This is a genomic window from Kangiella sp. (assembly GCF_014762745.1).
In the GTDB taxonomy this organism is placed as follows: domain Bacteria; phylum Pseudomonadota; class Gammaproteobacteria; order Enterobacterales; family Kangiellaceae; genus Kangiella.
Genome location: NZ_JABURJ010000104.1, coordinates 54,422 through 67,593, shown reverse-complemented (window position 1 = coordinate 67,593; position 13,172 = coordinate 54,422). Strand labels below are relative to the sequence as shown.

The 13,172-nt window shown below is 46.8% G+C and carries 11 protein-coding genes and 1 pseudogene; 4 read left to right on the top strand and 8 right to left on the bottom strand.

Translation table 11 applies throughout. The features are described 5' to 3' along the window. The first annotated feature begins 10 nt into the window (after positions 1 to 10). The 4 genes and pseudogenes from HUJ19_RS08375 to merA all read left to right on the top strand — a co-directional run bounded on the left by HUJ19_RS08375 (position 11) and on the right by merA (position 2,775). On the top strand, positions 11 to 358 hold the full coding sequence (locus HUJ19_RS08375) for a mercuric transporter MerT family protein (protein ID WP_012801203.1): 348 nt from the start codon (positions 11 to 13) through the stop codon (positions 356 to 358). Between the two features lie 34 nt (positions 359 to 392). Continuing rightward, positions 393 to 668 carry a mercury resistance system periplasmic binding protein MerP gene (merP, locus tag HUJ19_RS08370; protein ID WP_012801202.1) on the top strand — a complete coding sequence of 92 codons (276 nt, stop codon included), beginning with the start codon at positions 393 to 395 and terminating at the stop codon, positions 666 to 668. Positions 669 to 681: 13 nt separating this feature from the next. Further along, positions 682 to 1,127, top strand: a pseudogene (gene merC / locus HUJ19_RS08365) (organomercurial transporter MerC). A 10-nt stretch (positions 1,128 to 1,137) separates the two neighbouring features. Next, on the top strand, positions 1,138 to 2,775 hold the full coding sequence (gene merA, locus HUJ19_RS08360) for a mercury(II) reductase (RefSeq protein ID WP_018624874.1): 1,638 nt from the start codon (positions 1,138 to 1,140) through the stop codon (positions 2,773 to 2,775). A 378-nt stretch (positions 2,776 to 3,153) separates the two neighbouring features. On the opposite strand, the gene HUJ19_RS13070 is transcribed toward merA, so the two are convergent. From HUJ19_RS13070 to HUJ19_RS08325, 8 genes are all read right to left on the bottom strand, one after another. Then, complete coding sequence (locus HUJ19_RS13070) at positions 3,154 to 3,444, bottom strand: bile acid:sodium symporter (RefSeq protein ID WP_197047990.1); 291 nt, start codon at positions 3,442 to 3,444, stop codon at positions 3,154 to 3,156. Between the two features lie 311 nt (positions 3,445 to 3,755). Continuing rightward, entirely contained in the window at positions 3,756 to 4,643 is an 888-nt protein-coding gene (locus HUJ19_RS08355; RefSeq protein ID WP_290623354.1) for a cation diffusion facilitator family transporter, read from the bottom strand. A gap of 34 nt (positions 4,644 to 4,677) precedes the next feature. After that, positions 4,678 to 5,580 (bottom strand): cation transporter, encoded by a 903-nt coding sequence (locus tag HUJ19_RS08350; RefSeq protein WP_290623352.1) that lies wholly within the window; start codon positions 5,578 to 5,580, stop codon positions 4,678 to 4,680. 176 nt (positions 5,581 to 5,756) lie between these two features. After that, positions 5,757 to 8,951, bottom strand: a complete 3,195-nt coding sequence (locus tag HUJ19_RS08345) for a CusA/CzcA family heavy metal efflux RND transporter (RefSeq protein WP_018624877.1) — start codon at positions 8,949 to 8,951, stop codon at positions 5,757 to 5,759. A 16-nt stretch (positions 8,952 to 8,967) separates the two neighbouring features. Continuing rightward, entirely contained in the window at positions 8,968 to 10,278 is a 1,311-nt protein-coding gene (locus HUJ19_RS08340; RefSeq protein ID WP_045980006.1) for an efflux RND transporter periplasmic adaptor subunit, read from the bottom strand. A gap of 16 nt (positions 10,279 to 10,294) precedes the next feature. Beyond that, positions 10,295 to 11,527, bottom strand: a complete 1,233-nt coding sequence (locus HUJ19_RS08335; protein ID WP_018624879.1) for a TolC family protein — start codon at positions 11,525 to 11,527, stop codon at positions 10,295 to 10,297. Positions 11,528 to 11,625: 98 nt separating this feature from the next. Then, complete coding sequence (locus tag HUJ19_RS08330) at positions 11,626 to 11,991, bottom strand: hypothetical protein (RefSeq protein ID WP_106646697.1); 366 nt, start codon at positions 11,989 to 11,991, stop codon at positions 11,626 to 11,628. Between the two features lie 120 nt (positions 11,992 to 12,111). After that, complete coding sequence (locus HUJ19_RS08325; RefSeq protein WP_018624881.1) at positions 12,112 to 13,062, bottom strand: DNA-binding protein; 951 nt, start codon at positions 13,060 to 13,062, stop codon at positions 12,112 to 12,114. Positions 13,063 to 13,172: the final 110 nt, after the last annotated feature.

The window sequence follows — 13,172 nt, the reverse complement described above, 5'->3', positions numbered from 1 at the left end:
GGAGTAAGCCATGGCAAAAAACGATACCAGTTTACCGCTAGTTGGTGGTATTGCTGCTGCTATTGGTGCTGGGCTTTGTTGTGCTGGGCCCTTAGTCTTGTTACTACTAGGCGTTAGTGGTTCTTGGATTGGCAATCTGACCGTATTGGAGCCATACCGCCCTATTTTTATCTTGCTGGTACTGGTTTTATTTAGTTTTGCCGGTTGGAAAGTTTATCGACCTATAGAAGAGTGTGAGCCTGGAACCGCTTGTGCAATGCCACAAGTACGTAAGCGCCGGCAGATCATTTTCTGGGTAACCGCCTTCATTGCATTAATATTAGTCACTAGCAATTACTGGATTATCTGGTTTGCTTAATTATATCGTTGAGAAATAACCCTTGGAGAAGAAGATGAAAAAAATTGCACTATTATCCCTACTATCAATACTTAGCTTGGGTGCGTTTGCCAAGCAGCAAACAGTCATGCTTGAAGTTCCCACGATGACCTGCGTAACTTGTCCGATTACGGTGGAAAAAGCATTGCAACAGGTTGAGGGAGTTACCAAAGCTGAAGTGACCTTCGAAGATAAGTTAGCCGTGGTCACTTTTGATGATGAAAAAACTACGGTGGAAAAGCTGACCGAGGCCACAAAAAATGCCGGCTATCCATCTGTGGTAAAGCAATAAAGGACGAATACTAATGAAGAACCTGCTGAGTCTTTTTACCCGTATTGGCGACAAAGCCAGCTCATTAGGTGCCGTGGTGTCTGCCATGGGTTGTGCCATGTGCTTTCCGGCCATCGCCAGCTTGGGGGCAGCCATCGGGCAGGGTTCCTCAGTCAGTGGTAGTGGTTCTTTATCAATACACTCTTGCCTATATTGGCTTGGGTTAGCCTAATAGTTAACGGACTTGGCTGGATTGGTCACAAGCAGTGGCATCGTAACCTGCTTGGTATGCTAGGGCCTATTCTGTTGTTGCTATCACTTTATCCGTTCTTTCAATATGCCTGGAGCACTTATGTGACGTACTCAGCCTTGGCACTGATGGTAGCGGTATCAATCTGGGATATTTTTTCGCCAGCGAATAAACGCTGTGACAATGAAAGTTGTGTGCTTCCTGCCGACAACACTCACTCAAATCCATAAGGAGGTCTTTATGCGTAAATTCTCCATCTCTGGAATGACTTGTGAAAGATGCCCTCAGCAGATCGAAGATGCCTTGATCGTCATGCCTGGCGTCAGAAATGCCACCGTTTTTTATACGAAATCCAGTGCAGTCGTCGAAGCAGAATCTGATGTCAATGAACAGACGCTAATCAATACCATCAAAGCTCTTGGCTACACGGCTCAACCTGTCGCGTTAGATGGCTGCGATAGTGAAGATGTGACTGACAAAAAGTCGCTGCATGTCGCTATCATCGGTACTGGCTCGGCTGCTTTTGCTTGTGCTATCAAGGCAGTGGAAAATGGAGCACAAGTCACACTCGTTGAAGCTGGAGATGTGATCGGAGGTTGTTGTGTTAATGTCGGTTGTGTACCTTCGAAAATTCTGCTCCGGGCTGCCCAGCTGGCTGAACAGCAGCGTAACAATCCTTTCGACGGTCTAGAAAATCATGAACCTTCTTTGGATCGTAGCTTGTTAGCGAAACAACAAACTGCACGCGTGGAAGAGTTACGTGCCGCCAAATATCAGCATATTCTGGATACCAATCCAGCATTGTCATTGGTACAAGGTTATGCATCTTTTAAAGATACTCATACCTTAACTATTCGCAACAAAGATGGTTACGAGCAAGAGCTGGTTGCAGATCGCTTTTTGATTGCCAGCGGCAGTCAGCCATCTATTCCTCCTATTCCAGGCCTGGTTGATACCCCTTATTGGACTTCGACGGAAGCTTTATTCGAAACTGAGCTACCTGAGCACTTGTTAGTGATAGGCTCTTCAGTTGTGGCTGTCGAACTTGCTCAAGCTTATCGTCGGCTGGGTGCAGAGGTCACTATCTTGGCTCGCAGTACTTTATTGCTCCGTGAAGACCCACTGTTGGGAGAAGGCTTAACCGTAGCTTTTGAACAGGAAGGCATTCGCGTACTGGAACATACCCAAGCCAGTCAGGTGTCTTATGAAGATAATAAGTTTATCCTTGATACCGAGCAAGGAGAAATTCGTGGCGATAAATTGCTGGTCGCCACCGGCCGTGCACCCAATACAGCTAACCTTAATCTAGGCGTTGCTGGTGTCGAAACAGAAGCCAATGGAGCGGTCGCTGTGGACAATCAGATGCGCACATCACAGCCACATGTTTATGCTGCTGGTGACTGTAGCAACATGCCGCAATTAGTTTACGTTGCAGCTGCTGCTGGGAGCCGTGCTGGGATCAATATGACTGGCGGTGAAGCACAATTGGACCTGTCCACCATGCCTGCCGTGATTTTTACCGAACCGCAGGTAGCAACGGTAGGGTTGTCAGAACAAGAAGCTCATGCACAGAATATTGAGACCGAAAGTCGAGTATTGCCACTGGAAAACGTGCCTCGAGCACTGGCTAACTTCGACTCTCAGGGTTTCATCAAACTGGTGGTTGAAGCTGGCTCCCAACGCCTGATCGGAGCCCAAGTATTAGCTCATGATGGCGGCGAGATTATCCAGAGCGCGGCACTGGCGATTCACAACCACATGACAGTGGATGACTTAGCGGATCAATTGTTTCCTTATTTAACTATGGTGGAAGGCCTGAAGCTTTGTGCACAAACTTTCAGTAAAGATATTAAAGAACTGTCTTGCTGTGCTGGGTAAGCTTTATCTTTCGTCAGAAAAGATATTTATGAGTCTGCTTTTGGTTTCCAGTGATACGGTACTACCAATTTACTGCATATTTCTTCGTGGAAAGTTTCTTCAGTAACTGTTTGAGAGCTAGCCTCAAGCAAGATATTTGGCCACAATAGGAGATGTGATCATCTGAATTACTGCAAAGAATGTGGCTGGTATTACTATTTCTGATGGCAACCGGGATGCAGCCACAAAAGCCGCTGCAATGCTAAATTCTTTTTTGCTTACAGTAAATAGGTATGCGATGACTTCCGGTCGGTCTGTCGTTATAAACCGTGAAGCCATTCCAATTAAGTAGCCACAAAGATTTAGACTTAAAGCTGCTCCAGCAATTACAAAAGCATACTATCCATAACCAATGATGGTTTCTGCATTGGAAGCCACTACCGCAAGTAATATTACAAGATAGAAGACTGACCCAATTCCTGCGTAAGTCGAATCATGCTTTGAAATAATCGTCGGAAAGTTGGTGCGTAAGGTTACACCGAGAATTGTAGGCACTAAAACAACTAGAGCTAACTCCAGGATGATGGAAACGAGAGGGACTTCTAGCTGTATCCCTGTCAGCCATAGAAAAAGGAGCGGAACTACGAAAGGAGAAAAGGCTGTATTGACCGCATTGAAAAAGGCGACCAGTCAAGAAGCCTGCAATTGAATCGGGCCATAGACGAGCCCCATTGCCAAAAACTGTCTTGACGGTTTGCGAAAGACTATTCGTGCGGCATGTGCATCAAATGTAAGGCTGATCACAAACATCAGAATCACAAGTAAAGGGGCTATTGAGGAGTCGAGGTACTTCCCGGATTCGGGCAATATCAGGCCAACTCCAGCTACAATAATCACAAACCAAACAAGATTTGATTCAACGAAATAAATTAATCGACGCATAAGTCAAGGGTACCAGTTACTGTGCGGCCACAATATAAATTATAGCTGTACTCTCCCAATTACAAAGCTTCAGAAGCATCGCGGCATTGCTCGTCAGTCATTTCAAGCTCAATAGTCGTATGCTCTAAATTAAATTTACTCAATCGTTCTGCTATAGATTTTTTTAACTCCAGCTGTTGCTGCATAGATAGTGCATCCTGTAGAGCTAGATGAGCAGTAAGTACGTGATGCTCTCCATCCAATGACCACAAGTGCAGGTGATGGATACTGTCCACTTCTTCAAGTTCTATTAAGGTTTTGTATACTGATTTTGACAGTTCTTTGTCAGGGATTGCCTGTAAAAATAACCTTATAGTGTGCCAAAGGTTTTTAGCAACATTAATTAAAATATAGAGAGTGAAAAGAAACGACAAAGCTGGGTCAAGAATGGGCCAGTCAACAAAAAGAAGTACGATGGAAACGATTAAAACTGCAACCCAACCAAGTACATCTTCCAGTAAATGCCAGTTGAGTATACGCTCATTAAGAGTTTTACCTTTACTTAATTTATAAGCCGCAAAACCATTAACTAGCACCCCAAACACGGCTAACGCGATCATGCCCTCAACCATAGGCATTTCTGGTTGCAGGAGTTTAGGGATAGCTTCTGTCAGAACCCATGCAGAACCAATAATCAGGACTAGGCCATTAATAAGAGCTCCAAGCAGTGATAATCGGCGATAACCATAGGTGAACTCTGAATTTGAACCTTTCTCACTAACTTTACTAAGGAACCAAGCAAATCCAATGGATAAACTGTCGCCAAGATCATGGACTGCATCGGCCATGATGGCGGTACTATTGGTTAAGATACCTCCTATAAACTCGATAATGGTAAAGGTGACATTCAGAAAAAATGCCCAACCTATACGATTATTTGAACCATGTGAGTGCGAATGATCATGCATTTAAGATTACCTCTTGTGGAGCTTTATTCTTACTTTAGGATTTGATCTTCAATATGCGAAAACCACCAGTTAAAACAATTGAGCCAATGATAAAGCCAATGATTAAGTCTGGGTATTGCGACCCCGTCCATGCTACCAACCCCCCAGCAATAATAACACCAAGGTTGGCGATGACATCGTTAGCAGAAAAAATCCAACTTGCTCTCATGTGAGCGCCGCCATTTCGCTTTTTGGCAATTAAGATTAAGCACCAGACATTTGCTACCAAGGCAATTAAGCCAAACACCATCATAAGGTTTGACTCAGGCTCACTCCCTTGAACCAGTCTCCTCACAACTTCTGTTAATACACCCAGAGCTAATATAATCTGTAACCATCCTGATATATGCGCTGCACGGAGTTTTTTTCGGACGCCATGCCCAACGGCGTATAGTGCCACCCCATACACTGCTGCATCGGCAAACATATCCAATGAATCAGCTATCAATCCGGTCGATTGTGCCCACCAGCCGATAACAAGCTCTGTAATAAACATCACTGCATTAATAGCTAATAGCATTTTAAGTATCCCAGCTTCCTCTGCTTCTTCATTTTGTGCCGTCAACCTTGCTTTATGGATAATCTCGCTGTCCACAGCGTTAGTTGATTCCAATCTAGCCCCAAGCCCAAGAGACGTTATCCGGTCTTCTACCATGTCCCTGAGTTCAAGGTGATGAAACACTCTAACTATGCGTTTATGTGTATCAAACTCGAGGATTACACTTGGCTCAAGACTGTCCAGTGCCATTCGGATCATGCCTTCCTCTGATGGGCAGTCCATTTTAGGAACGTGGTATTCGCTTACATGTGCCCCTTCTAATAACTTGTCGTCGTTAGTAATATCTTGTGTTTCATCTGTAGCATCTGCTTTGCAGTCACGGTTACATTTCTGGCTCATAGGTATACCTTGCATTTTTTGATATTGGCTTTCCCCCTCCCCGATCACTATAGTCTAAAGCGGAGAGTCCTCGATACGAAAATGGGCGAGCTTTCAGCATTAATGGGGTGTTGGTTCAAACCATCTTGCTATTATAAAGTATTGCCGACTCCAAAATAGAGCCGGCAGATTGCTAGTTAGTGTTTCTCCTTCAACTTACCTTTTGAAAACCAGGCAAACAGAACGGGCAACACAAACAGTGTTAAAAATGTGGCTGTTATCAGCCCGCCTACGATAACACTGGCAAGCGGTTTTTGTATCTCTGCGCCAACGCCATTTGATAGCAACATCGGTATTAAACCTAACGCAGATGTCACTGCTGTCATCAATACCGGTCTAAGCCTGGATACGGCACCATCAAAAGCGGCTTCACTGACAGGTAGGCCATCCTTGATACGCTGATTGATACTTTCAACCATCACTACACCGTTAAGTACCGCGACGCCAAACAGGGTAATAAATCCGACCGAGCTGGGCACTGATAAATACTGCCCTGACAGCCAGAGTGAGAACACCCCACCAATAACGGCTAGAGGTACATTTACCAGGATCAGCATAGCCTGACCAACCGAAGCAAAGGCAAAGTAAAGCAACAAGGCAATAAGCGCCAGCGATAATGGCACGACCAGCGACAGACGCTTTTGTGCTCGCTGTTGATTTTCGAATTGTCCACCTATATCCACGGAGTAACCCGTTGGCAAATCAACTTGTTCAGCAATCGCTGCGCGAATATCTGCTACCACACTGCCCATATCACGCCCTTGCACATTGGCCTGAACGACTACTCTGCGCTGAACATCATCTCGGCGAACCTGCGGCGGGCCGGAAGCAATATTTACAGAGGCTACATCACCAAGGCGAACCCAGGCTCCTGAAGGTGCCTGCAAACGAAGGTCAGCAATAGTTTCGCGATCTTGGCGAAAACGTTCATCCAACCGAACATAGATATCATAACGTTCGTTACCATTGATGATTTGTCCAGCGCTGGCACCGCCAAGCCCATTTCGAACCACTTCCATGACATCCGCTACGTCGAGTCCATAACGAGACAATGCGCGGCGATTGGGCTTTACGACCAATTGAGCTTCACCGACAATTTGCTCCATGGCAACATCACGCGTACCGTCGATCTTTTTGACCACTGCCTCAATTGCCTGCCCTTTTTCAGCCAGCACATCAAGATCTTTACCAAAGAGTTTTATCGCTAGTTGCGCTTTAACCCCCGATAACAGCTCATCCACACGGGTGGCAATTGGTTGTGAAAAATTGAACAGCAATCCGGGATGTTGTTCCAGCTTTTGCTCCATCAGGGATTGAAGTTCATAACGATTATCGGCGCTGGTCCATTCTGGCACTGGCTTAAGACCAATATAGATCTCAATGTTATTCACTGGCTCTGGATCACCGCCAATTTCGGCACGTCCAATGCGTGATAACGCATAGGTGACTTCCGGGAATTCCATCAGCATTGCTTCGAGTTTTGGAGCGACTTCAAGCGCAGTATCCAGGCTGGAGGACGGAGCGAGAGTTACCCGGAGGTTGACCGTTCCTTCTTCGAGTTCAGGCACAAACTCGGTACCCAGACGCGGTATTACTAAAGCTGCCGCAACCACGAGCGTTACAGCAATACCAACGACGACCTTACTGTGGCTCATAGCCCACGACAAACCCTTGCGGTAGAGTTTATCAAGTGGTTTCAAGACGAAACTCTCCCGCGGGCGTATCCCTTTGCGAAACAGGTAGGTGGCTAATGCTGGGACTATGATTAAAGCTACAACCAGCGCGGACAGCATAGACAGCATGATACTGATAGCCATCGGCTGGAACAGTTTGGCTTCGACCCCTTCGAAACTGAATAGCGGCATGAAGACAACTAAAATAATTGCTGTCGCAAAAAATATAGGTCTTGCTACCTCTCTGCCAGCTTCTTGCAAGCGTAAAGCAATCCCATGGCTATCATGAGCTGCATCAACAGGATCTGGATCATCCTGAACCATTGTCTGTCTATCTTTGTCATGGGTGGCATCGGGATGGGTCAAATGTTTGAACATGTTTTCGACCATCACTACAGAGCCATCCACGAGCATGCCAATGGCCACGGCAATACCGCCTAGAGACATTAAGTTTGCCGAAAGACCAAACCACGCCATCACCATCAAAGCAATACCGATGGAAATTGGAATTGAGATCAGTACCAGTAAGGTAGCACGCAAATTCATTAGGAACAGCGCCAAAATGACCACAATGAAGACAAACGCCAGTAACAGAGCATTGACAACGGTATCAACCGCTTGCGTCACCAGATCGGCCTGATCATAGTAAGCCTCGAACTTAACTCCTTCCGGTAACGCCTGATTAATACGCTCGATACGGGCATTAACCCCATCAATGGTGCTTTTGGTATTGGCGCCTAAACGTTTTAATACAATGCCTGAGACGACTTCGCCTAGTGTCTCAACTTTCCCATCCGAAGTTCGGCGTGTCATGGTCACTGCGCCCTGGCGGATTTCGCTACCCAGATTCACTTTGGCTACATCCGATACGGTGATAGTGGTGCCATCCACCGTTTTCAGGGGAACTTGACGGATCTGCTCCAGCCCTTGCTTGCCATGATCGAGCCAGCCGGTACCTCGGATCACCAATTGCTCCTGACCACGGTTCATATACCAGCCGCCAACATTGGTGTTGTTACGCTCCAGAGCCGCCATGATATCGTCCTGGGTCAGATCGTAAGATAACAGCTTTGACGGATTCAGATCGACCTGATACTGACGCACCTCACCGCCGAAAGACAGCACATCAGTCACGCCTTCGGCCGGGATAAGCAACAACTTGACCACCCAGTCATTTAAGCTGCGTAGCTCCATGGCATCGAAACCCGAACCGGGTTCGGCAACCAGTAAATACTGATAGACTTGCCCCAGCCCAGAAGTGTTTGGCCCCATTTCGGGTGTACCAACGCCCTCTGGAATCAGCTCTTTGGCAGCCTGAAGTCGCTCGAATACCAGTTGCCGGGCAAAGTAAATATCAGTGCCTTCCTTAAACACAACAGTAACGCCAGACAAGCCAGTCTTTGAAATAGACCTTACTTCTTCTACATCAGGCAGAGCGTACATGACAGCTTCAATCGGATAGGTTATCAGCTGCTCGACTTCCTCAGCAGCCAAGCCAGGAGCTTCAGTATTGACCGAGACCTGAACGTTGGTAACATCCGGAAATGCATCAAGATTCAGCCTTGGAATAATAAAAAAGGCGCTGACCGTTAGTGTAATGAGCGCAATCGCCACCAGCAAACGGTTAGTGACCGCCCAATCGACAATTCGATTAAACATAGAGTCTCCTTAATGCTTAGTGGTTATGCGGATCAAAACCGCCTTTGGCGATTTGTGAAGCAACAAAAAAGGCACCGTCGGTAACAATACGTGTTCCGGGAACAATGCCGTTAATTTCACGCAACGAACCTAGTGCTCGCTTTAGTTCAACTTCTTGAGAGCGAAACTGCCCTGGACTCTCTTCTACAAAAATTGCCCAGTCTCCATCGGGATTTCGCATCAGTGCTGACTCTGGCACAGCCAATACCGGCTCTTCTGTACGAAAACGGAAGAAGACCTCTGCAAACTGTCCCGGATGCAGCCTATGCTCCAGGTTGTCCACCAATAAGCGCACTGTTCGGGTTCGTGTAACGGGGTTTATGGTATGTGCTTCTTGGGATACCTTGCCTTGAATTCGGATATCACCAGCCACAATGTCAGCCAATGTACCGAGCGGAAGTGATATAGACTGATCTGCTGGAAGGTGTGCTTCGACCCAGAGCTGCTTCTCATTGGCCAGCTTGATCAGAGGAGAACCAGCTTCGACGCGCTGCCCCTGCTCGAAGTCGTCAGATAACACAGAACCATCGGTTTCGGCACGTAGGGTATATTCGCCCAATGCCTTAATATCTTGCGATGCCAGAGACTGCAAATCTGACTCAGCTAACCCATAGGCCTGCAACGTTGCCCGAGCAGCCTCCCAGCTGGTTTTGGCCTGGATATAACGCTGCTCTCCAACGGTTTTGCGACCGAGCTTGCGGACTCTTTCCCATTCAGGCCAAGCGGTGCGATAGTCTGCCTGGGCCTGCGCCACATCCTCACTGAACAGGGTTACCAGTGGCTGACCTTGTTCGACATGAGCGCCCAATGCTACGTGACGACGTAATACAACGGAAGCTACTCGCGGTGACACTATGTAGCTAGTGTATCCATTAGAAAGAACTTCCCCTGGTGCGTAGAACTCATAATCAACGCGCTCGGCAGTGAGAGGAGCAACCTGGATATCAGCAATCGTCATTTGAGTAGCATTTAGTGCCGTAGTGGCAGAAGCTTCTTCTTGATGCCCATGTCCATCTTCTTCAGTATTACTTTCGCTGTGTCCCGCATCATCATGACTTTCATTGTGGGAACTATCGCTAGACCCATGTTTTGTATCACCATGACGCTCATGTTCATCCGTGGCATTTGATGGGTGCTCCTTGTGAGACGCATCATCCTTATGCTCAATAACCTCTTGAGCAGGCTTGCTCTTATCATGTTCGTGCGCCTCACCACTCATCGTTTCTGCAAGCCCTATGCTTGGTGCAGTCATTGCGGCGCTTAGCATCGCTATCAATAATCTATTCATGTTCATTATCCTATCTTTAATTCAGTGGCTTAGTCGCAGTTGGTGCAACAGCTCTGAGCTGGCCGGAGTGCAGCAACACTTCGGTTAACGCAAGTTGTGTGTGCTTTTCGAGTGAGATTCCTGCCAGCAGGCTCTCCGAACGCTGGTTGAGAGCGAGCAGGTAGTCAGTTGTTGATAGATCACCGCTTCGCCACTGGCGTTCCAACAAGTCAGCACTATTTTCAACTCTGCCACGAGCCAGCTCGAGCCAGCGTCGGTATTGCTCGTCATAACGTTTCCAGGCAGCTTGTGCAGCCTGCCAGTCAAACCGTAGATTGCGATAAACGGCCAAGAATCGGGCCTCTGCTTCTAGTGCTGCACGATTAGCCACACGAGTTTCGGCACTGTAGTCATTACGTACATTCAAAGGAATCGAGAAGGTCAGGCCGACAGTATTTTCTCCACCGTCGCGACCAGCATTGACTCCAAAGGTCGGCTCTGCTTTGGCTGCGCGGCGGGTTGCTTCGGCCTCTTCCTTGATGGACTTCCAGCGAGCCTGAGCGCTGGCAACATAGGGATGTTGTAACAACTCCTGGTCAGTAATGGACACTGGCTCCGAAGGCCAGAAATCTTCGGGAATGCCTCCTTTTTCAGGAGTCCACTGTGGCAAAAGTTCGCGCACTCTGCTTTCGGCTTTTTGCAAAGCGACTTCAAGCTCAGCGACCTGTGCCAGCTGTTTTGATAAAGATAGAAAGGTGAGCTCAGCATCAATAGTGCCTATATCCCCTGCTTTTTGGCGCTTTTCAGCCACTTGCAATAATGCATTAAGCTGCTCTTTTTGTGCCTGAGCAATAATGGCGGCTTGATTACTGGCACGCCACTCAACCAATGCTGATAGAGCCTCAGCAGTCTTACTCATAACCTGTTGCTGATACTGGGCTTTGGCTGCTTGTCGGATAAAAGCCGCCTGCTGCTGTTTAGCACCTCGTCTATCCCACCAGTCAACCGTTTGAGAAACACCTACACGGTAGTTATTTTCTTCACCAACCTGTTCCAGCTCAGAAGATAACTCCGGGTTGTAAAGTGGCTGTTCCGCTGCGTCCGCAGTAGCTTCCGAGCCTTGCAGTTGCTCGCGGGCCGCGATGATGTCTGGGTGCTGCTTTATCTGTGATGCCAGCCAGCGCTCCCAATCAACGGGTTGCGCTTGCGCCGAAGCCGACAGCAAATAAATAACGGCACACATCGCATAAGAAACGGATAGTTTCTTCATGAAATTTCCTCACAATTAAAATCAAAGTACATCAGGTACAGCTGGGTTGGCATTTGCACAACGCTATACCTCAGAATAAAAGTTTATTTGTACTGTATTTAACTGATCGGAGGGGGATTATCAGGGAAGGCTATATGGGAACGGTAATGGGAAGGGTTGCCTAAAATAGCACCCTTTTGATAAAGAGAAGCAGAGATATCTTGGCGACCCAGAAAGAAAGGGTGTGATGAGCCATGACAGTGACAACAATGGTGGCAATCAAGCTGGTAGCTTTTGCTCTTTTCTGATTCTAACCAACGCTTGTCATCATCTGGTATTGGAGAAGAGTGAGCTTTTTGATGCTCGTGATCAAAAGTAAGATGCTCAGAACCGGATTGATGAAACTGATGAACGTCCGCCACAGCAACTACCGATTGCAGGGCAATCAATATGGCTAGAGCGAAAGTTAAAAGTTGACGGTTCACGGTAAAAAAGAGTCTCTACTCGTTCTCATAAATGCAGGGCAGTAGACTAGCAGATTATCAGTTAGTTTACAAAAGATAAGTGGATACTAACCAACTATTACACAGCTTTGTGCTTAAAGGCTAGCTTTTAGACTTGGCTACTTCCTGTTTTTTTGCGAGTTTCTCGGGCGATTTCAATTCCTCAACCTCATGCTCTAGCTGAACAACGGAAGTGTTTAGCTCATTGTTTTCTTTGGTTATAGCATCAAGTTGCGCTAGTAGCTCCTCTCTGTCAGTACTGGCTGACTGCACCTGTTCAGTTAACGCTTTTAATGAGTTTTGAAGTTCGCGCTGTGACTTGGCCAACAACCGCTTTTCGGTGATTAGCTCAGCGTTCTGACGGTTCAACTGCGTGAGTTCTGACTGTTGAGAGGCAATGGTTTGCCCCAGCTTTCGCTGCTCTGCTCGCAATCCCGACACTTCTTCAGCGTGCTTGCGCTCTTGTTGATCACGCTGTTCTTTAGCGGATTCGCGGAAGTGGCTCAAGTTGTCATAACTGTGTTGCAGACTCTTCTCCAGATCGATAATTCGTTCATCTTTTTGTCCACAAACGGCTGTAAGTTCTTTCAAGTCACTTTGAATACCTTGCAACTCAGTGTTCAGTTGCTCACTCTCACGGCTAGCAGTATTGAGCTTCGCCTGTAGTGAGTGAATGTTATCACTTAGAGCTTTATTTTGCTCTGTGGCTTGGCTTAACGACTCCTCAAGTCCTGACTTTTCTTGATTCCAAGACTTACGCTCTTTATCAAAGGCTTGCTCCATGTCTTCAATGGTTTTATTCGCTTCAGCGTTGAGCCTGGCAGCAAGCTGGCTTACCAGGTGCCCAATGGCGTCGGAGACTTTGACCTCGGTGAGTGTACCGTTAGTACGGGTCTTTTTAATGTCTTTGAGGTATTTTGAGATAGTGGTTTTGGAGCCAGTGTTACCCAGCTCAGCTCGTATTGCATCAATTGATGGGTTATTTACACCCTGTGAAGTCAATGATTTATATGCTTTTTCAACGTCAAATTGAGAGATGCCTGTGCGCGCCATTTTTTAAGTCTCTGATTATTTTGTAATGTAATACATAATATGTATATACATATTATTACTGTGTCATCTACGTGTCTATAGCTTTCGAAAATTCATTTTAGATAATAGTA

What these genes read in the sequence shown, in the direction of transcription:
- HUJ19_RS08375 (WP_012801203.1), top strand. Translation starts at nt 11, where the DNA reads ATGGCAAAAAACGATACCAGTTTACCGCTAGTTGGTGGTATTGCTGCT.
- merP (WP_012801202.1), top strand. Translation starts at nt 393, where the DNA reads ATGAAAAAAATTGCACTATTATCCCTACTATCAATACTTAGCTTGGGT.
- merA (WP_018624874.1), top strand. Translation starts at nt 1,138, where the DNA reads ATGCGTAAATTCTCCATCTCTGGAATGACTTGTGAAAGATGCCCTCAG.
- HUJ19_RS08355 (WP_290623354.1), bottom strand. Translation starts at nt 4,643, where the DNA reads ATGCATGATCATTCGCACTCACATGGTTCAAATAATCGTATAGGTTGG.
- HUJ19_RS08350 (WP_290623352.1), bottom strand. Translation starts at nt 5,580, where the DNA reads ATGAGCCAGAAATGTAACCGTGACTGCAAAGCAGATGCTACAGATGAA.
- HUJ19_RS08345 (WP_018624877.1), bottom strand. Translation starts at nt 8,951, where the DNA reads ATGTTTAATCGAATTGTCGATTGGGCGGTCACTAACCGTTTGCTGGTG.
- HUJ19_RS08340 (WP_045980006.1), bottom strand. Translation starts at nt 10,278, where the DNA reads ATGAATAGATTATTGATAGCGATGCTAAGCGCCGCAATGACTGCACCA.
- HUJ19_RS08335 (WP_018624879.1), bottom strand. Translation starts at nt 11,527, where the DNA reads ATGAAGAAACTATCCGTTTCTTATGCGATGTGTGCCGTTATTTATTTG.
- HUJ19_RS08325 (WP_018624881.1), bottom strand. Translation starts at nt 13,062, where the DNA reads ATGGCGCGCACAGGCATCTCTCAATTTGACGTTGAAAAAGCATATAAA.